The 19095-nt window shown below is 59.5% G+C and carries 17 protein-coding genes and 1 pseudogene; 3 read left to right on the top strand and 15 right to left on the bottom strand.

Features of this window, described 5'->3' with window-relative positions; translation table 11 throughout:
• Window positions 1–31: 31 nt before the first annotated feature.
• Window positions 32–741 (bottom strand): annotated as a pseudogene (locus tag NH195_RS20940) (IS6 family transposase).
• A gap of 379 nt (window positions 742–1120) precedes the next feature.
• Window positions 1121–2284 carry an S-(hydroxymethyl)glutathione dehydrogenase/class III alcohol dehydrogenase gene (locus NH195_RS15315; RefSeq protein WP_066708796.1) on the bottom strand — a complete coding sequence of 388 codons (1164 nt, stop codon included), beginning with the start codon at window positions 2282–2284 and terminating at the stop codon, window positions 1121–1123.
• A 128-nt stretch (window positions 2285–2412) separates the two neighbouring features.
• Between NH195_RS15315 and NH195_RS15310 the strand changes: the two genes are divergently transcribed.
• A complete protein-coding gene (locus NH195_RS15310) occupies window positions 2413–3429 on the top strand; it encodes a GlxA family transcriptional regulator (protein ID WP_066708793.1) in 1017 nt (338 codons plus the stop codon).
• Window positions 3430–3439: 10 nt separating this feature from the next.
• On the opposite strand, the gene NH195_RS15305 is transcribed toward NH195_RS15310, so the two are convergent.
• The 6 genes from NH195_RS15305 to NH195_RS15280 are packed head-to-tail and all read right to left on the bottom strand — an operon-like array spanning window position 3440 to window position 9357.
• Window positions 3440–4087, bottom strand: coding sequence for a DUF1826 domain-containing protein (locus NH195_RS15305; RefSeq protein WP_066708790.1), 648 nt, complete (start codon window positions 4085–4087; stop codon window positions 3440–3442).
• Window positions 4088–4117: 30 nt separating this feature from the next.
• On the bottom strand, window positions 4118–4591 hold the full coding sequence (locus NH195_RS15300; RefSeq protein WP_066708787.1) for a phosphoribosyl-AMP cyclohydrolase: 474 nt from the start codon (window positions 4589–4591) through the stop codon (window positions 4118–4120).
• A 26-nt stretch (window positions 4592–4617) separates the two neighbouring features.
• Window positions 4618–5028, bottom strand: coding sequence for a Zn-ribbon domain-containing OB-fold protein (locus NH195_RS15295; RefSeq protein WP_202906517.1), 411 nt, complete (start codon window positions 5026–5028; stop codon window positions 4618–4620).
• A gap of 1 nt (window position 5029) precedes the next feature.
• Window positions 5030–6208, bottom strand: a complete 1179-nt coding sequence (locus NH195_RS15290) for a thiolase domain-containing protein (protein ID WP_066708785.1) — start codon at window positions 6206–6208, stop codon at window positions 5030–5032.
• Window positions 6205–8151: a threonine--tRNA ligase gene (thrS, locus tag NH195_RS15285; protein WP_066708783.1), complete on the bottom strand. Its 1947-nt coding sequence runs from the start codon at window positions 8149–8151 to the stop codon at window positions 6205–6207. Before thrS ends, NH195_RS15290 begins: the two co-directional genes overlap by 4 nt.
• Window positions 8152–8208: 57 nt before the next feature.
• Entirely contained in the window at window positions 8209–9357 is a 1149-nt protein-coding gene (locus NH195_RS15280; protein ID WP_066708781.1) for a CobW family GTP-binding protein, read from the bottom strand.
• Between the two features lie 88 nt (window positions 9358–9445).
• On the opposite strand from NH195_RS15280, the gene hisI reads away from it, so the two are divergent.
• Window positions 9446–9919 (top strand): phosphoribosyl-AMP cyclohydrolase, encoded by a 474-nt coding sequence (hisI, locus tag NH195_RS15275; RefSeq protein WP_066708779.1) that lies wholly within the window; start codon window positions 9446–9448, stop codon window positions 9917–9919.
• Window positions 9920–10147: 228 nt separating this feature from the next.
• Here hisI and NH195_RS15270 read toward each other — a convergent pair whose 3' ends face one another.
• Window positions 10148–11758, bottom strand: coding sequence for an isocitrate lyase (locus NH195_RS15270; protein WP_066708777.1), 1611 nt, complete (start codon window positions 11756–11758; stop codon window positions 10148–10150).
• Window positions 11759–11850: 92 nt separating this feature from the next.
• On the bottom strand, window positions 11851–13467 hold the full coding sequence (aceB, locus tag NH195_RS15265) for a malate synthase A (protein ID WP_066708774.1): 1617 nt from the start codon (window positions 13465–13467) through the stop codon (window positions 11851–11853).
• A gap of 201 nt (window positions 13468–13668) precedes the next feature.
• On the opposite strand from aceB, the gene NH195_RS15260 reads away from it, so the two are divergent.
• A complete protein-coding gene (locus NH195_RS15260; RefSeq protein ID WP_066708771.1) occupies window positions 13669–15105 on the top strand; it encodes a helix-turn-helix domain-containing protein in 1437 nt (478 codons plus the stop codon).
• A gap of 93 nt (window positions 15106–15198) precedes the next feature.
• Here the strand turns inward: NH195_RS15260 and NH195_RS15255 are convergent, their stop codons facing one another.
• From NH195_RS15255 to NH195_RS15240, 5 genes are all read right to left on the bottom strand, one after another.
• A complete protein-coding gene (locus NH195_RS15255; protein WP_238379776.1) occupies window positions 15199–15567 on the bottom strand; it encodes a flavin reductase family protein in 369 nt (122 codons plus the stop codon).
• Window positions 15540–15701 carry a hypothetical protein gene (locus tag NH195_RS21725; protein WP_238379775.1) on the bottom strand — a complete coding sequence of 54 codons (162 nt, stop codon included), beginning with the start codon at window positions 15699–15701 and terminating at the stop codon, window positions 15540–15542. The genes NH195_RS15255 and NH195_RS21725 overlap by 28 nt, the downstream gene beginning before the upstream one ends.
• A gap of 68 nt (window positions 15702–15769) precedes the next feature.
• On the bottom strand, window positions 15770–16798 hold the full coding sequence (locus NH195_RS15250) for a methionine synthase (RefSeq protein ID WP_066708768.1): 1029 nt from the start codon (window positions 16796–16798) through the stop codon (window positions 15770–15772).
• Window positions 16799–16893: 95 nt separating this feature from the next.
• Window positions 16894–17874, bottom strand: coding sequence for a DUF1852 domain-containing protein (locus NH195_RS15245; protein ID WP_066708765.1), 981 nt, complete (start codon window positions 17872–17874; stop codon window positions 16894–16896).
• Window positions 17875–18152: 278 nt separating this feature from the next.
• Window positions 18153–19025: a LysR family transcriptional regulator gene (locus NH195_RS15240; RefSeq protein WP_066708762.1), complete on the bottom strand. Its 873-nt coding sequence runs from the start codon at window positions 19023–19025 to the stop codon at window positions 18153–18155.
• Window positions 19026–19095: the final 70 nt, after the last annotated feature.

Genomic DNA, 19095 nt, shown 5'->3' with positions numbered 1-19095 from the left:
AACTTGGAGTGATAACGGTGCTGCCACTCTCTCAAGGAGCTATAGCTTCGGTCATACCGGCCCAGAGGCCGAACGCATCAGCCCTGGCGTGACGGTATGAAATTGCAGAAAGGCGGTGGCGTTTAGGACGAAAGAGCGCGGCGGTCTGGTCGAGAACCGACAGGAACATTTGCGCCTGCCGAGGGGATTTGAACGCCCCATGACCTTCTCTTGTCGTCGTGTATGGCGATGTGAAACCGCGCATCGGTTATTCAAACGCTTGTGGCTGCGATGATCGATCCCGGGGCAAAGGTTCCGGATTGCCACGCCATAACTGCGCAGCTTGTCAGTCACGATCACCCGGGGAGCGTCCCAGCGTTTCATCAGCTTCCTCATAAAACGCGTCGCAGCACGACTATTTCGGCGGCTTTGTACAAGGATTTCAATGGTATCGCCGTTGGCATCAACCGCGCGCTACAGCCAGTGCTTCTGACCGCCGATGGAAATGACCATTTAATCCATATGCCATTTATCGGTCGGGCTGGGCCGATCCCGCCGGATCGCCGCAGCAAACTGAGGCCCAAACCGCTGGCACCAGACCCGGATGGTTTCATGGCTGACGCTGATCCCACGCTCAGCCAAAACGTCCTCTACGTCGCGCAGGCTGAGCGCAAAACGATGGTATAGCCAAACCGCATAGCCGATGACGCTGCGGGGAAAGCGATGCCCTTTCAGGCGGGTCGGATCAGACGATAATATCATCAGAGGAACATAGCCACCCATCCCTCCCGTGACAAACCTGATACTGCCCTCAGACCAATTCTCACCGGCAAAACTGGTCCTCTCCCACAAAAATTGTCCAGCGTACTGATGAGGTAAACGGAGAGCCAAGATAACTACAAAACCGCACAATCCAAAGGAGATTGTCACAGTTGAAGGGAACGGCGTGTCAGTAGCACGAAAGCCCCGATCATGCGGCAGATTGAGGTGCTTGTTGGGCAGCATGATAACCCTCGTCGGGACATCCCTACGTGTGATCTCGACTAAAGTGGCCCGCAATGCAATATATCAAGCGTTGACGTGCCTCATCTATATCTGATGCGAAAGGCCCGCTATAATTTCGGGCTTTTCGCAGACCAGATCACGCAGGCACAATGACACCCGGCAAATCATTGACCAGCATCGTTTCCCCCGGTTGGAAGTGAATCACGGAGCGGATCGACTTCCCGGCATGCAAGAGATCGAAGGCCGTGTTGATCTGGTCATGGGTCATATTGTGGGTGATGTAGGGATCGACATCGAAATCGCCACGCAGCCATTCATCGACCATCCCTGGCAACTGGCTCCGCCCCAGGACGCCGCCAAAGGCCGACCCGCGCCAGACCCGACCGGTGACAAGCTGGAACGGACGGGTGGCGATTTCCTCACCGGCACCGGCAACGCCGATCACCGTGCATTCGCCCCAGCCCTTGTGACAGCATTCCAGCGCCGAACGCATGACATTGACGTTGCCGATGCACTCAAAGGAATAATCCACGCCGCCATCGGTCATCTCGACGATGATGTCCTGAATCGGCTTGGAGAAATCCGCGGGGTTGATGCATTCGGTCGCGCCGAGGCTGCGGGCCAATTCGAATTTGTTCGGGTTGGTGTCGATGCCGATGATGCGCGACGCGCCTTGCATCTTGGCGCCCTGAATGACGGCCATGCCCACAGCCCCCAGACCGAAAACGGCGACCGTCGCCCCGGCTTCGACCTTGGCGGTGTTGCGCACCGCACCCATGCCCGTCGGGATCGCACAGCCCATGACCGAAGCCTTCGCAAGCGGCGCCTCTTTCGAGATTTTCGCAAGCGCAATCTCCGGCAAAACCGTGTATTCGGCGAAGGTCGAGGTGCCCATATAGTGATGGATCATCTTGCCCTTATAGCTGAATCGCGAGGTGCCATCGGGCATGACGCCCTGGCCCTGGGTCTTGCGGATGGTCTGACAGAGGTTGGTTTTGCCGGATTTGATATAGGGACAGTTCGGGTCTTCCGGCGTGTAAAGCGGGATGACGTGATCGCCCGGTTTCACCGAGGTGACACCCGGCCCAAGCTCTTCGACAATGCCGACGGCCTCATGGCCCAGCACCGCCGGGAACAGACCCTCGGGATCGGCGCCCGACAGGGTGAACATATCGGTGTGGCACAGGCTGGTGGTGACGATGCGGATGAGGACTTCGCCTTCCTTGGGACCGTCCAGGTCGATCTCTTCGATTTCGAGCGGACGGTTGGCTTCCCAAGCAACGGCAGCGCGGATTTTCATGGCTGTTCTCTCTGTTAATCTGTGATCCAGAGATGTTATAGTATCACCTCGGGCGGTCCAGCGATCTGACCCCGCCCATTTGGCCAAACACCGGGCCGTACTGGCCACATCCGGGGAACCACGACACGATGCCGACAGATCACGACCTTGCCCCCGGGATGAACCAGCGACGACAGGTGACACTGATTGTTTACCCCGGCTTCAAGACCTTGGAGGCAACAGGCCCGCTGAGCGTACTAAGCTATGCGTCGCAGCATCTTGCCGCCGCCGGGTATACGGGCGGCTATGACGTCACCATCGCGGCCCCTACCGCTGGTCCGATCCCCTCCGACACTCTGATGACGCTGGGCGCCACGGTCGCCCTCGACGACCTCGGCACCCCAGAAACGGTCCTGATCGCAGGCGCGGCCAAGATCGAAGAGGTGCTGCGCAATGAAGACAGGCTGGTGGCGTGGTGCCGCGAAAATGGGCGCGACGTCACGCGCTGCGCGGCCTTATGCACCGGCTCTTTCTTTCTGGCCGAGGCCGGTCTTTTGGAGGGCCAGAGTGCCGCGACCCATTGGAACTATGCCGACAGGCTGCGCCAACGCTTTCCAAAGCTGCAAGTGGACCCCGATGCGATCTTTGTGCAGGCGGGCAATTTCTGGACCTCCGCCGGTGTGACGGCGGCGATTGACCTGACCCTGGCTTTTGTCGAACAGGACTACGGGCGCGACATCGCCCTGGCCGTGGCGCGCGACATGGTGATGTACCTCAAACGACCGGGCGGGCAATCTCAGTTCAGCACATTGCTGGCCGGGCAAATGTCGGGGACAAGCAGGATGAGCGACGTGTTGAACTGGATAAGTGAGCGTCTGGATCATCCCCTGACACTGGACGAAATTGCCAGCGCGCAGGGCATGAGCGTGCGCAGCCTGTCGCGGGCGTTCACGTCGGAATTCGGCGCCTCACCGATGACCATGCTGGAAGGCCTGCGCTGTGACCGCGCCAAGGCCTTGCTGCTCGATACCGACCTGCCACTGAAAAGCGTGGCGTATAAGGCCGGGTTTCAGTCGGACGAGCAGATGCGCAAAGCCTTTCGCCGCCGCTTTTCCCTGTCACCGCGCGACTATCGCGCCCGGTTTGCGACGGCGGGGTCCGAATAGCATCAGCGCCTCAATGCAGGTAGGCGCCCTCTGCCTCCTCCGCAGGGTCCTCCACAGGGTCGAGCACCAAGAGGAGCCGCGTCTCCCCCGTTCCGGCAATCGGCGGCGAGCGATGCAACAGGCTTGAGAGCGGCGTTTCAGGCCAGCGCGTCCCCCGCAAGACAATCGGTGCGCCGGTTGGCACCGTGACGATTTCCGCAGGATCTTGGCCATTCTCAGACAGACCGTATTGCGTGCCTGTCCCGCGATAGGTGCAGACCAGCCGGGCAGTCACAGCGTCAATGTGGAACTTGCGACAGGCATTCGTGTCAACGACATCAAGCCGCAGACGCAGGTATTCGGCCTGCATGACATTGGCAAAAATCGCCGCCAGCGCAGAGGCATCTTCGATCAGCATGTCGCGCTCCGGACACTCCGGCGTCCCGCACTGGCATGCCACATTCAACAACGCTTCACAGACTGCATCGGGCCGTAAGATCAGCCGCGCTTTCGGCAATTTCTCCGGCGGCAAGGCCTCGATCCAGTTTTGGAAACGCGGCAGCGGATCACGTTGCCAGATCGCCGCGGCGCAGGCCGGTTCGTGAATGCCCAGAAGGCCCTTGGGTGTGGAGACGACCGAGATGCAATCGGTGAGATTGTCGCTGATTTCAAGGAACATCCGGGCACTCTTTTCTGATATATGGGAAGGTTACGGTTGGTAGGGCAAAGACGAATGGTGCAGCACGATGCGCATCTTGCCGGCCGCATCCTTTTTGTAGCCAAAGCTCTTGTCGACAGTGGTGACAGAACCATCCTTGTTCGTCAGCTTGATCCATCCCATCCACATGGCAACGTCGCCCTGAATGAAGCTCGCCGCGGTGATCCGCTCCATCGCGCGCCATCCCATGATCGCAAAGCCATTATCGAGCGGGTACTCGTCGGAATGGCCGCAGAAATAGGCCAAAGCGCCGGCTTTCGTCGGACGAAACGTCTGCGCTCCACTGGTCATCGTCGGCTTGAACAGCACCGGGCCGAGGTTGTAGCCGTAGTACTCATCGAGATTGGCGGAGGCCACCTCGCGTGCGGCGTCGATACCGCCCTCTTCGAAAGCTTTCGAGATGGCAATCTTGCCCTCTCCCCAGGTGATGAGAGCGTTTTCGATGTCATCTTGGGTGATCTGCATAGGATAGTCCTCTGTGTGATCTTGTTTCAATCGGTCGCAACCGTGGTGAACATGGGGACACGTCTGCCGTTTGCGCAAGGCTCAAAGACGACGTGCACGGGTTGTCCGATCTCTGCCTTGGACAGATCGCACTGGGTCAGCGCGCTTAGGATGATCGGGCCTTCGGTGAGTTCGATATAGGCGATGCAATGCTCTGTCCCCTGACGTCTTGAGACGCTGAGCGAATAAATTTTTCCTGTGCCTTCCGCCTCGATCCAATCGGTGTCGGCCCGACCGGTGAAGGGGCTGATCGTGCGCGGTGGATGAAAGGCTTTGCCTGTGCCGAGGCAGCGTTTCAACACCAGCCGCCCCTCATCGGCGGCGTCCCAATAGGTGGCGGTTTCTGCGGTCGGTTCTGGTGCGGTGATGGAGTTTTGTTCAGGCATCTCAACGGACATCTCAAACCCTCTCCAGAACAAGCGTGGCACTGCCGTGTCGTGATCCAAGTTGCCCGCCCGTGCCATGGGCCAGTGCCAAATGACAATCGGGCACCTGAACAGCGGGATGGGCTTCACCACGCAACTGGCGCACGGCTTCGACCAGCTTGGTCATGCCGCCGCGATTGCCGGGATGATTGCTGCACAGCCCGCCCCCATCGGTGTTGACCGGCAGACGTCCCACGCCAGAGATGAGATTTCCCTCCGCCACGAAACGCCCACCCTGCCCCGGCGCGCAGAACCCGAGGTTTTCAAGCTGCACCAGAACCGTGATCGTAAAGCTGTCGTAGATCAAGGCATATTGGATGTCCTGCGGTTTGATACCCGCTTGCGCAAAGGCTTCCGCGCCGGATTTCACACCGCCCGAGGCCAGAATGTCGAAATAGCCGCCATTGAGATGCTTGACGGTGAACCCCGCGCCGATGGGGGTGATTTTGGGCCGATCCAAGTCGCGTGCCACGTCCGGGTGCACGACAACCAGCGCCCCGCCACCATCGCTGATCACACAGCAATCCAAACGGTGCAGCGGCGTCGCCACGATGGGGGAATTTAGCACGTCTTCGACCGTCACCACCTTGGGCAGAACGGCGTTGGGATTGTACTGCGCGTGATGCGAAGCGGCGACCTTGATCCAAGCCAGTTGCTCCGGCGTGGTACCGTGTTCGTACATATGCCGGGCGGCCACCATACCGTACATATTGGTGACCACCGGGCCATAGGGCAGTTCAAACTGGGCCTCATGCGCGCTTTGCGTCTGTTCGCTGTGCATCTGCGCGGGGGATTTGCGCTCGGCGCGCGGGCGACCGGCCTGCGTGATCAGCGCCACGCGGCATTTGCCCGTCTCGATGGCCTGCACGGCATGGGCGACGTGGTTGATATAGGCCGACCCCCAGCTTTCCGTGGTGTCGAGATGGCGCAGGTTCAGTCCCAGATATTCGACCATCGAAAACGGCCCGCATCCGGGCGCGTCCCAGCCCGCCACATCACCGGCACAGAAGTACCCGTCCACATCCGCAAGGCTCAACCCGGCATCCGCCAGCGCCCCCGCCGCCACTTCAGCATGCAGTTGCGCCAATGGAATGTCGGTCGCATCCCGTGTCGGATGCTCATAGGCCCCGACGATAAAAGCTTTGTTTTTCATGGTTTCCCCACGCAAAGACTGTGGCCCGTCACCCCCGGCACCCGTGCCTCCGCGACCAGCAGCTGAAGCGCCTCCTCCAGTGGCAAAGACTGCGTCTTGTCCGTGCCGTGACGGCGGATCGAGATGCTGCGCTCTTCGGCTTCGCGGGCACCAAGGGCGATCTGAACCGGGATTTTTTGCAACGCGTGTTCGCGCACCTTGTACCCGATCTTCTCGTTGCGCAGGTCGGTCTCGACACGGAGCCCTGCGGCTTTCAGGGCCCCTGCAACCTCCGTAGCCCAGTCGTCCGCCGCCCCCGTCACCGTGGCAACCACAACCTGGACCGGGGCAAGCCAGAGCGGCAGGTGACCTGCATAATGCTCGATCAGAATGCCTGTAAACCGTTCGAGCGAACCAAACAAAGCACGGTGCAGCATGACCGGCACCATTTTGTCCCCCGTAGGCGCGACATAGGTCGTCCCGAACCGTTCCGGCAGGTTGAAATCCACCTGCAACGTGCCGCATTGCCAGTCACGCCCAATGGCATCGCGCAGGACATATTCCAGCTTCGGTCCGTAAAACGCGCCTTCGCCCTCGAAAATCGTATAGGGATGCCCCGCCTGATCCAGCGCGGCGCGCAAGGCCGCTTCGGAGCGATCCCAGCTTTCGTCACTGCCGATGCGGTTTTCGGGCCGGGTGGAAAGCTTGATCCGCACATCCTCGAACCCGAAGTCGCGGTAGATCGACAGCACCAGATCGTTGACCTTCAAACATTCTTCTGTGAGCTGTTCGGGCGTGCAGTAGATATGCGCGTCATCTTGGGTAAAGCTGCGCACACGCAATAGCCCATGCAGAGCGCCCGAGGGTTCATAGCGGTGGACCTTGCCAAATTCGGCCAGCTTTAGCGGCAGATCGCGATAGCTTTTCACGCCTTGCCCGTAGATCAGCATATGACCGGGGCAATTCATCGGTTTGAGTGCATAGTCGCGGTCATCTTCGGTTTTGGCGAGGAACATGTTCTGGCGATAGTTCTGCCAATGGCCGGAGGTTTCCCAAAGGGCGCGGTCCATAATGTCGGGGGAATTCACCTCGATATAGCCCGCCGCCTCCTGCCGGTCCCGCATGTAGCCGATCAATGTCTGAAACAACCGCCAGCCCTTCGCATGCCAAAAGACCGAGCCGGGCGCGACCTCTTCGAAGTGAAAGAGGTTCATCTCGCGCCCCAGCCTGCGGTGGTCGCGTTTTTCGGCCTCGGCCATCATAGTGAGATGCGCCTCAAGTGCCGCCTTATCGGCAAAGGCCACGCCGTAAATACGGCTGAGCATCTGGTTGTTGCTGTTGCCACGCCAATAGGCGCCCGCTACGCGGGTCAATTTAAAGGCGCTGCCCGCATCGCCGGTGTGGCGCATATGCGGGCCACGACACAGATCGAGCCACGCGCCTTGACGGTAGATTTTGATCGGCTCCCCTTCGGGGATCGCCTCCAGAAGCGCCAGTTTATAGGGTTCCCCTGCCGCCTCGAAATGCGCGCGCGCCGCGTCGCGGGTCCACTCCTCACAGGTGAAAGGCATTTTCGCCGCGATGATCTCGCGCATCTTCGTCTCAATCGCGGGCAGGTCCTCCGTGGTGAAGGGCGTGTCGCGCTCGAAGTCATAATAAAACCCATGCTCAATCGCCGGGCCGATGGCGGTTTTCGTGCCGGGCCAGAGCGCCTGTACGGCTTCGGCCAGGACATGGGCAAGGTCATGCCGGATCAACTCAAGCGCCGCCGGATCATCGCGCGTGACAAGCTCCACCGCCGCCCCATCCGGCAGAGGCGCGGAGAGATCGGTGAGTTTCCCATCGACGCGCGCCGCCACCGTGCGCTTGGCAAGGCTGGGGCTGATGGAGGCGGCGAGATCGGCGGCGGTGCTGGCGGGTTTAAGCGCGCGAATGGCACCATCGGGCAAGTGAATATGGAACATTGCGGGGGTCTTTCTTTGGTGCGGAGATGTGAGGAGGAACAACAGTCTCGCATCGGATCAAAATGGCATCTCAAGGGTTTCGACCATCATGCCACTGGCCAGATCATGCACCGGCGCGCTCTTTGGCGGCCGCGACAGAAGCATGTTGAGGCTGGCTTTGAGGTCGGCTTCCTCCATGTCGCGCGCGATGACGACCACACGGCTTGTGGTGTCGGGACTGGACCAGTTTTTCAGCGGCACAGGAGCATCGAAAATATGTTGAACCCCGTGGATCACAAAGGGATAGGCCGCGCCCTTGACGTGCAGAATGCCCTTGATGCGCAGGATGTTCGGCCCACGGAGCGCAATCAACGTGTTCAGCCAAAAGTCGAAGACCGTGGCGGGAATGGGCTCTGCCACCTCAATCGAGGCGGATGTGATCCGGTGATCGTGACGGCCCTGCGCCACCGACGGCATAGCGTTGAATGCCAGAGGAGCTGAAAGCGTGGCTTTCAGACCAGACAGACCGGCCAGAGGGTCCGGTTGGGTCGCGTCCGGCATTTTCCCAAGCCAAGTGTCAATCTCGGCATGCGACACGCCCATGCGCATCGCGGACAGTCCGAAAAGCGCGCCGAGCGGCACCTGCGCGTGGCTTGAGCGGATGCGCCGGGCGGTGGTGTTGATCCCCGCCAGGCGCTTCTCGAACCGGATCAGGTCAAAATCGTCGACCAGATCGGTTTTCGACAGGATCAGCACATCGGCCATCGCCACCTGCTGCACCGCCTCCGCCTGTTGATCGAGCGTCTTCATGCCCGTCGCGGCATCTGCCAGCGTCACGACGCCATCCAGCCGGAAGGTCTGGGCGATCTGCCGATCCGCGGCCAGCGTGTGGATTATTGGCCCCGGATCAGCGATGCCGCTGGTTTCGATGACGACCCTGTCGAAGTGTAAATCACCCGCCGAGCGCTTCGCACCTAGCGTCCCGAGCGTTGTGGCCAGATCGCCGAGGATCGCGCAGCACAGGCAGCCGGAGGGCAACAGCACGGTCTCTTCTGTCGCCTCCTCGATCAGGTCGTGATCCAGTGCCACATCGCCGAATTCATTCATAATGACCGCAACCCGCCCCGCCTGCGGATCGCGGATCAGGTGTGTCAACAGAGTTGTCTTCCCGGCGCCAAGGAAACCGGTCAGCAAAGTGACCGGAAGGCGGGTGTCCTCCAATGCCATAGTGCGTGCCCTTTACAATGCGTCTGGATTTGGTCATGCGTTGTTACATTATAACATTGCCATTCGCAACAGATGAAAAGAGACCTTGATGACGCAACTGGACTTCGCCCCACGCAAAACAATCGAACAGGTCGAAGAGAGCACCGAACTTGCCCCGAAGTTTGGGGATGACGGCTTGATGCCCTGCATCACCACGGATGCGGCGACCGGAGACGTTCTGATGCTGGGCTGGATGACGGAGGAGGCCTTTCGCCTGACGATTGAGACCGGCGAGGCGCATTACTTTAGTCGCGCGCGACAGGTTCTTTGGCACAAGGGCGCAACCTCCGGGCTGGTGCAAAAGGTTGTGGAGGCGCGCATTGATGATGATCAGGATGCGCTTTGGCTAAGCGTTGACGTCACCGGGTCGGGCGCATCCTGCCACGTGGGCTATCGGTCGTGTTTCTACCGGGCGGTGCCCCATGGTGCGCAGGCTGGAGTCCCCTTGGTCTTCGTTGAAGATCACAAGACATTTGATCCGGTGGCCGCCTACGGGGAAGCGCCGAACCCGACACAGCTTTGACATCGCCGCAACCCGGTCTGATCATGGTTCTACCCTCGTCCCGGGACTGATCTTCTGGGGACTGAAAATGCGCCGCCCCGGAAACCCGGAGCGGCGCGGAGGATGCCGGGAGGAAAGACCCCTCAATCAACCCGGCGGCCGTATCTTTGCAGCCTATTCCGCCGCCAATGGGTTCGTCGCACCAAAGGTGCGCAGTCTAAACTGCACCGAAGATGCGCATTCGTGGCCTTATTCTGCCGCGAATTGGTTCATGGTGTTGGCCGCGCCGCCCGCTTTCAGCGCCCGCTCGCCCCCGACCATTTCCTTGAACGTATCGCCAAGGTCCGAGCCGACCTCATGTTGGTGCTTAACAGCAGAGATGCCGCGACGGATTTCCTGACGCTGCACGGTGGAGACATAGGCCAGCATCTTGTCCTCGCCGAAATAGCCCTGGCTCAGTTCGTCCATCGCCTTCGCCGTGAGGTGGAAGGTCGGCAGTGTGATCAGGTTGTGGAACACGCCCGCTTTCGTCGAAATATCGGTCTGGAAATTGCGCAAGCGGTTGTCTGCCTCAAGCCCAAGCTCGGTTTCGTCGAAATCGGCCTTCATCAGCTCGTTGCCCGCCGGGTAATCGTCCTCCTTGATCTTGCCCTCCTCAATCCACTGATCGCGGACCTGTTTGCGCAGATTAAGCGTCCAGTTGAACGAGGGCGAGTTGTTGTAGGTCAGTTTCGCATTCGGCACTTTCTCACGGATTTCATTCACCATACCGGCGATCTCATCCACGTTCGGCGTGTCGGTTTCGATCCACAGAAGATCGGCCCCGCCATGCGACAGCGACGCAATGCAATCCTCGACCACGCGGGCGCGCCCGGTGTTCAGCTTGAACGGGAAAAGCCCGTTCGGCAGACGGCGCGGACGCACGAACTCGCCGCCCTGATAGAGCGCCAGCTCGCCCTCGGCGATCGGGTTCTCTTCGGTGATCTGTTCTGTGTCGAGCCATTTGATATAGTCGGACGCCAGATCGCCCGGCGCTGCAGAGACCGGCACTTTCTGCGTCAGACCGGCCCCGAGACTGTCGGTGCGCGCCACGATGACACCATCATCAACGCCCAGCTCCTCAAAGGCCAACCGGCAGGCGCGCAGTTTCTCGATGAAATCCTCGCGCGGTACGGTCACTTTGCCGTCCTGATGGCCGCATTGCTTTGCGTCCGACACCTGGTTTTCGATCTGAAGACAGCAAGCCCCGGCCTTGATCAGCTCTTTTGCCAGAAGGTAGGTCGCGTGTTCGTTGCCGAAGCCAGCGTCAATGTCCGCGATGATCGGCACGACATGGCTCTCGAACCTGTCGATCTTTGCGATCACCGCTTTGCGCGCGTCCTCAGACGCCGCCAGCTTCAACTCCTTGAACAGATCGTTCAAAGCCACCTCGTCGGCCTGACGCAGAGAAGTGTAAATCTCGCGAATGAGGTCGGCCACCGCGGTTTTCTCATGCATGGACTGATCCGGCAGGTGGCCCCATGCATTGCGCAGACCGGCGACCATCCAGCCGGAGAGATAGACATAGGTGCGCTTCGTGGTGCCGTTCAGACGCTTTACGGATTTGATCATCTGTTGGGCATGAAACCCGGACCAGCAGCCAAGCGACTGGGTGAACTTCGTCGCATCCGCATCATAGGCGGCCATATCGGCACGCATGACAGTCGCCATGCCGCGCGCGATGTCGAGATGGGTGTCATAGGTGTTCTGGATCCTGAGCTGGATGATGTCGTCCACGGTGACGCCGCCCGGGGTCTGGCCATTCGGGTAGCGGGCTTCAAGATCCTTGCGCAGCTCGGCATAGGTTTTGTGCTGTGCCATGATATATCCTCTCTGTGGCAGTTTGAGCAGACAGGCGGGCAAGCGCTTGGGGAGCGGCCCGCCAAAGGGGGAAAGCTGTGTGATCGGGTCCATCAGTTGAAGGCGTTCAACACGTCATAGGCCGGGATGGTGATGAAATCGGGCATCTCGCGCGCCGTCACCGCTTCGTGCAAGAGGCGCAGCGCTGAGGCGTAATGCCCGCGGTGGAATCCAGCCGGGCCAATCCGGTCGAGAATGTCCGACACCTCCGCCTGCAACAGCTTGCCGAACCACTCGGCGTCCATCTTGCGCGTACCGCTTCCGACCAGCCCAACCTCCACCCCGTGACGTATCCATTGCCAAAGCTGGGCACGGCTGATCTCGGCGGTGGCCGCATCTTCCATCAGGTTGTGGATCGGCACAGCGCCCCTGCCCGACAGCCAGTGCGACAGGTATTCGAGCGCGACGGAGATGTTCATCCGCACCCCGGCCTCGGTGACCCTGCCCCGATGCGGTTCCAGAAGCTTGTGCTCTTCAATGCGGTAATATTGCCGTGGGCGTTTGATCTGATTGGCCTCGGGCATATGGCGGTCAAAGACCTCCATCGCGACGGGCACCAGATCGGGGTGCGCCACCCAAGTGCCGTCATGGCCCAGTTGCACCTCGCGCAGCTTGTCGGCCCGGACTTTCTCGAACGCCACCTCATTGACCGCCGCGTCGCCTTTCACCGGGATTTGCGCCGCCATACCACCCATGGCGTGAATGCCGCGCCGGTGACAGACCTTGACGAGCCGTGCGGCGTAGGTCGCCAAAAATGCCTTGTCCATCGTCACCTGCGCCCGATCCGGCAGCGTGTACTCGGCATGCGCCCGGAGCGTCTTGATATAGCTGAAAATATAATCCCAGCGCCCGCAATTCAGCCCGGCGATATGGTCGCGCAGTTCCCAGATGATCTCATCCATCTCGAAAGCCGCACGCAGGGTTTCGATCAGCACGGTCGCCTTGATCGTGCCCTGCGACAGACCGATCCGATCCTGCGCCCAGACAAAAATCGCATTCCAGAGCCGCGCCTCGCGATGGTTTTCCAGCTTTGGCAGGTAGTAGAACGGCCCCCGCCCGCTGCGATGCAACTCATGAGCGTTGTGAAAGAAAGACAGGCCGAAATCGAACAAGGCGGCGGGCATCGGCTGGCCGTCGATCAGCACATTGGCCTCTTCCAGATGCAAGCCCCGCGGGCGCACGATCAGCGTCGCGATCTGTTCCGCCATGCGGTAGGATTTGCCGGTTTTCGGATCGTCGAAAGCCAACGTGCCGTCGCGATAATCCATCAGGTTCACCTGACCGGCGATCATGACGTCGAAACGCGGCGCGGAGGCGTCTTCGAAATCCGCCATAAAGACTTTGGCCCCGGAATTCAGCGCATTGATCATCATCTTGCGGTCCACGGAGCCGGTGATCTCGACGCGGCGATCCTGAAGCGCTTCCGGCACGCCCGCCGCCTGCCAGTCCCCGCGCCGAATGTCTCGGGTCTCGGTCAAATATTCCGGCAGATGGCCGGTGTCATAGCCGTGCTGGCGCGAGGCGCGGGCGGCCAAAAGCGTGCGCAGCGGTGTCGCGAATGCGGCATTAAGCGCGATGAGAAACTCCAGCGCCTCCGGCGTCAAAACGCGTTCCGCCCCCGCGACATCGCGCAGCACAAGCGCCTTCGAGTGTGTCAGATCCAGAGCCATGGGCACCTCCCTCATGTCGGTTCAATGTTTTGTATGCATCGGTATGCGATTCCTGTAGTTAGATTAGTAATGTCATAAAAAATATCACTATCTATTTGTTATTAAATGGTTATATTGTAATTTTTGTAACCATTTTCACGGCCGATTTGTAATGTTGTCACGTCAGAAACGGCACACTGAGCTAAACGGGAGGAACAAGGCATGAGCCAGAAAGGCGTCAAACTGAACATCGGCAACCGCCTCAAGGTGCTGCGAAAATCGCTTGGGCTGACACAGGCGCAGATGGCAGCACAGCTCGATGTCTCCGCCAGCTACATCACCCTCATCGAGACGGATCAGCGCCCGGCCTCTGCGAAACTTCTGATGAAGCTCGCACAGGTCTACGACATGAACATCTCAGAGCTGGCCCCGGAGATCGACACGCAACTGACGGCGGATTTCGAGGCGGTGTTGAAAGACCCGGCGCTCGAACTGCCGCGCCTGCCGAAAAGCGAGATCGACGCCGTGCTGCAAGCCTCGCCCCGGATCGCCGCAGCTCTGGTGCGTCTGCAAGGCAAGCACACCGACGCCATGATGCGCAGCCAGACCGACGAGAACCCGCTCACGGATCGCAACAAGGTCGAAGTGCTGGGCCAGATCGCGCGCCCGGTGGAGCGGGTGCGCGACTGGTTCTACGCCAACAGCAACTACATCGCCCCGATTGACGAGGCCGCCGAAGCTCAGGCCACCGACATGGCCTTGCATCGCGAGGAACCGCATGTCGCCCTCACCGAACGGCTGACACACCATGGCATCCGCGTGCGCATCCTTCCGGCCAGCGTCATGAGCGGTGCGCTCAGGCGCTACGACCCGCACCGCAAGGAGCTGATGCTCTCCGAGCTTCTCACCCAACGCAGTCGACGATTTCAGATGGGAGTTCTGATCGCGCGCCTCGAACACGAAGGCCTGATGGATACGGTGATGGCGGACGCGGGCTTTGTCGAAGACTGCCAGAGCCTCGCCCGTGTCAGCCTCGCAAATTACTTCGCCGCCGCCCTGCTCATGCCTTACAAACGCTTTCTCGCCGCCTGCGAACAGGAACGTTACGACATCGAGCTGATCGGTCACCGCTTTGGTGCGAGTTACGAACAGGTGGCGCATCGGATGTCCACCCTGCAACGGCCCGACGCGCGCGGCGTGCCGTTCTTCTTCGTGCGGATCGACCGGGCGGGAAATATCTCCAAACGCTTCAGCGCGGGCCGTTTCCCGTTTTCGCGCTTTGGCGGCACCTGCCCGCTCTGGAACATCCATGGCGCCTTCGAGACCCCCGAACAGGTCCAGACCCAGATCATCCGCATGCCGGAGGGCGCAAGCTACCTGTCGATTGCCCGCACCGTGACCCGCGTGGGCGGCACCTATAATGCACCGGCACAGAAACACGCGATCGGTCTGGGATGCGACCTCTCCTATGCCGCGCGTCTGGTCTACGCCGACGGGCTCAATCTCGGGACCACCGAACCGACGGACATCGGGCTGAATTGCTACCTTTGCGAACGGCGGAACTGCGCCTCACGCGCGCAGGCGCCGATCAACCGCAAACTCGCGATCAACGAACGCGAACGCAGCCTCGCCCTGTTCCGTTTCGAGGGCGAAGTGTGATCTCAGCTTCCCTTCCTCCCTCGATGAGGGCACTCATACAGAAGAGATACCGCCTATTCAGCCGTGAAAGCATTTTGCTTTATCGCTGAAAGCTCACCGGACGAGATCAGACGCAAGCTGGCCAAACTGCCCGGCATGGAACAAAAGCGGCGCGGCCTCCGGGTCGCGATCCAGATGGCGCACCTGACCTAGAACGATAACGTGATCGCCCGCATCAACCTGTTGCACTACATCCGCCACAAGCAGCGCTGCGGCCTCGCGCAGGACCGGCAAGCCATCGTGCTCAAGGAAAAGGTTCTGCAACGTCTCATCGCGCCGCCCGGAGAAATGCAGGGCATGTGCGCGCATATGGCTCGACAGAATATTCACCGCATAGCGTCCCGATGCCTGCAGTTTGCCCAGCATTTTCGAGCGACGATCGAGAGAGATCGCGATCAGCGGCGGATCGAGCGAGACAGACATAAAGGCGCTGACCGTCGTGCCGTGATCACCGTCGGCGTGCGGGTGGTGATCACCGTAACGCCGGTTGCGAAACGACCGCAGCAATCGCGCAGAGCACGCGGGTCGATGGTTTCCGGGGCAAGTGTGTCGGACATGAGGTCGTTTCCGTCAAAATGGGGGCAGTTCGGGCATGCCGGTGACGCTTGCCCGAACTGTAAAACCGTCAGGCCTGAAGTTCGCGCCGGACAATTTCTGCACCGGCGGACAGTGCATTCAGCTTGCCCCGCGCCACCTCGCGCGACAGCGGGGCCATGCCGCAGTTGGTGCAGGGGTAAAGCTTGTCCGCATCGACGAATTGCAACGCTTTGCGCAGGGTGTCGGCGACCTCTTCGGGGGTCTCGATGGGTTTGTTGGCCACGTCGATGGAGCCGACCATCACCTTTTTGCCCCGGATCAGCTCGATTAGATCCAGCGGCACATGGGAGTTGTGGCACTCAAGCGAGACCAGATCGACGCTGGATTTCTGAATGCTCGGGAAGATCAACTCGTATTGACGCCATTCGGAGCCAAGGGTTTTCTTCCAGTCGGTGTTGGCCTTGATGCCATAGCCATAGCAAATATGGACGGCCGTCTGACATTTAAGACCTTCCATGGCGCGCTCCAGCGTGGCCATGCCCCAGTCGTTCACCTCGTCGAAAAACACGTTGAACGCGGGTTCGTCGAACTGGATGATATCGACGCCTGCGGCCTCAAGCTCTTTGGCTTCTTCATTGAGCAGTTTGGCGAATTCCCATGCAAGCTTTTCGCGGCTTTTGTAATGCGCGTCGTAAAGCGTGTCGATCATCGTCATCGGGCCCGGCAGCGCCCATTTGATCGGGGCTTTGGTCTGGCTGCGCAGGAATTTGGCATCTTCGACAAAGACGGATTTCGGGCGCGACACGGCACTGACGACGGTCGGCACGCTGGCATCATAGCGGTCCCGGATTTTCACCGTCTCGCGTTTCTCGAAATCGACGCCGTCGAGGCCTTCGATGAAGGTGGTGACAAAGTGCTGGCGGGTTTGTTCGCCGTCGCTGACGATATCGATGCCCGCGACCTGTTGCTCCATGAGCGTGACGCGCAGCGCATCCTGTTTGCCCTCAATGAGGGCCTCGCCTTCGAGTTTCCAAGGCGACCAGAGCTTTTCTGGCTCAGACAGCCAAGAGGGTTTCGGCAGGCTGCCAGCGGTGGAAGTGGGAAGCAGTTTGTTCATGATCTGAGACCTTGTGCGTTTTTAGTTCAAAACGCGCTTCCCGATCGAGTTTGTGCCTGATCGGGAAACGCCTGATTGTGGAGTGTGCAAGCGCTTTATTGAGCAGCGAACTTTGCCGACCACGCCTTAAGACGGTCGTGGTGCGGTTTGATGAAGTGCTCTTCGGTGTATTTGCCCTGCTTGACGGCCAGTTGGCTCCGTTCCTCGCGGTCATAGACGATGCGCGTCGGCGAATAGTCCTGATGATCGAGGCTGGGTTGGTACACAACACCTGCGGGCGCGTTGGCGTTGTAGATTTCCGGGCGGTAGATCCGCTGAAAGCTCTCCATCGTGCTGATCGTCGAGATCAGTTCGAGGTTGCTGTAATCATTCAAAAGCTCGCCAAAGAAGAAAAAGGCCAGCGGGGCGGCACTGTTTTTCGGCATGAAATATCGCACCTGAAGGCCCATTTTCTTGAAATAGGCCTCAGTCAGCGAGGTGTCGTCGGGCAGATATTCAAAGCCCAGAACCGGGTGGTCGTTGGCGGTGCGGTTGTAGGTTTTATTGTGTGACACGCTCAGGCAGAACACCGGACGTTTTGCGAAATTCTCTTGATAGGCGGGAGACGTGACAAAGAGTTTGAAGAGATTGCCATGCAAGTCGCCGTAGTTTTCCGGCACACTGAACCCGTCGCGACCCTTGTTGTGGTCCAAAAGGCGCACGCTGAAATCGTAATCGCGAACATAGGAGGAAAAGCTGTTCCCGACCATACCCTCGATCCGTGCGCCTGTCTTGTGATCGACGATAGTGGTTTTCAACATTTCAATCGCCGGGAAATCCGCACCATTGCCTTCGATGTCCAGATCGGCGGAAATGATCTCAAGCTCGACTGAATAGCGATTACTCTTGGGGTTGTCCCAATGCGCCAGCGCGTTGAAACGGTTGTCGATCATGGTGAGCGCACGGCGCAGGTTTTCCTGACGATTTTCCCCACGCGCCAGATTGGCAAAATTGGTCGTCAGCCGGGTGTGATCCGCAGGCGTATAGTTTTCGTCGAAGCAAAGAGTTGAAATTTTGAATGCAAAATCTTCGGTCATAGTGATCGCATATCCTATTTGCCTGAGAGCCGGGCGCACCAAGCGGTTCCCTGACGTTTACATCAGGGCTTGCCAGGCTCGGCTTCGGTATCTCAGTTGGTGGTCCTCATGTGGCGTACGAACGCCTTGGGCTTGGAAAGTCAAAGCTGTTCCGTGCTATATGCGCGAAGTCGATCATGAATAAAAATGAGAATATCTCAGAAATACATGAGTGCCCGTCATGTTGCGGATGTCCCCTCTGGGAGACGACCGATTTGCACAGTTCAGATTTGAACTGTTTAGATTTGGACGGTGGCAGCCAGTTCCATAAAGCCGCTGAGATAATTGGGGCATTCCCCCTTGCGATGACCCAAATGAATCGACTTTGCGATCCCCTGCCCCAGACGTACGCCCCTCACCCCCTTGGCGTCGCGCAGCAACCAATCCGGCGTTGCGCTGACCGCACGGCCCGACGCCACCAGCCGCAGCATCAGATCGGTGGTTTCCACCGTGCGGTGACGACGCGGCAGAGCATGAGCAGGGATCAGAAATTGGGTATAAATATCCAGCCTCTCGCGGGAGACCGGATAGGTGATCAGGGTTTCGCCCGCCAGATCCGCTGGTTCTGCCCGCCCTTTGTCCGCCAAAGGATGGGTTTCGGCCACGGCCAAAACCAGCTCATAGTCAAAGACGGGTTGATACTCGATCCCCGGCTGTTCGACCGGATCAGGCGTGACGAGAATGTCGATTTCATGGCTCAAAAGCGCAGCAAGGCCACCGAACTGAAAGGCCGTTGTCACGTCTAAATCCACATCAGGCCATTGCGACAGAAACGGATCAAGCACACGCATCAGCCAGTCTTGGCAGGGATGACATTCCATCCCCACCCGGATCGCGCCGCGCCGTCCGCTGGCATAATCCTCAAGCACCACGGCGCCATATTCCAGTTGCGGCAACACGCGATTGGCCAGCCCCAGGAGATACTCCCCCGACGGAGTCAGGCGCAGTTTGTGACCTTCGCGCTTCCAGAGTTTCACCTGATAACGTTCTTCAAACCGGCGAACAGCATGGCTGACGGCGGATTGCGTCAGAAACAATTTATCGGCGGCCTGTGTCAGGCTACCCGTCCGATCAATTTCACGTAAAATCGCCAGCGGTTGAAGGTCAATCATCAGGCGTGAATCCTTGCTATAGTTCTCTGATCTAATCGTGATGCAACATCATATCCAACCCCGAAGCATG

It is taken from the genome of Celeribacter ethanolicus (assembly GCF_001550095.1).
In the GTDB taxonomy this organism is placed as follows: domain Bacteria; phylum Pseudomonadota; class Alphaproteobacteria; order Rhodobacterales; family Rhodobacteraceae; genus Celeribacter; species Celeribacter ethanolicus.
This window is presented reverse-complemented; position numbering and strand designations above follow the sequence as displayed.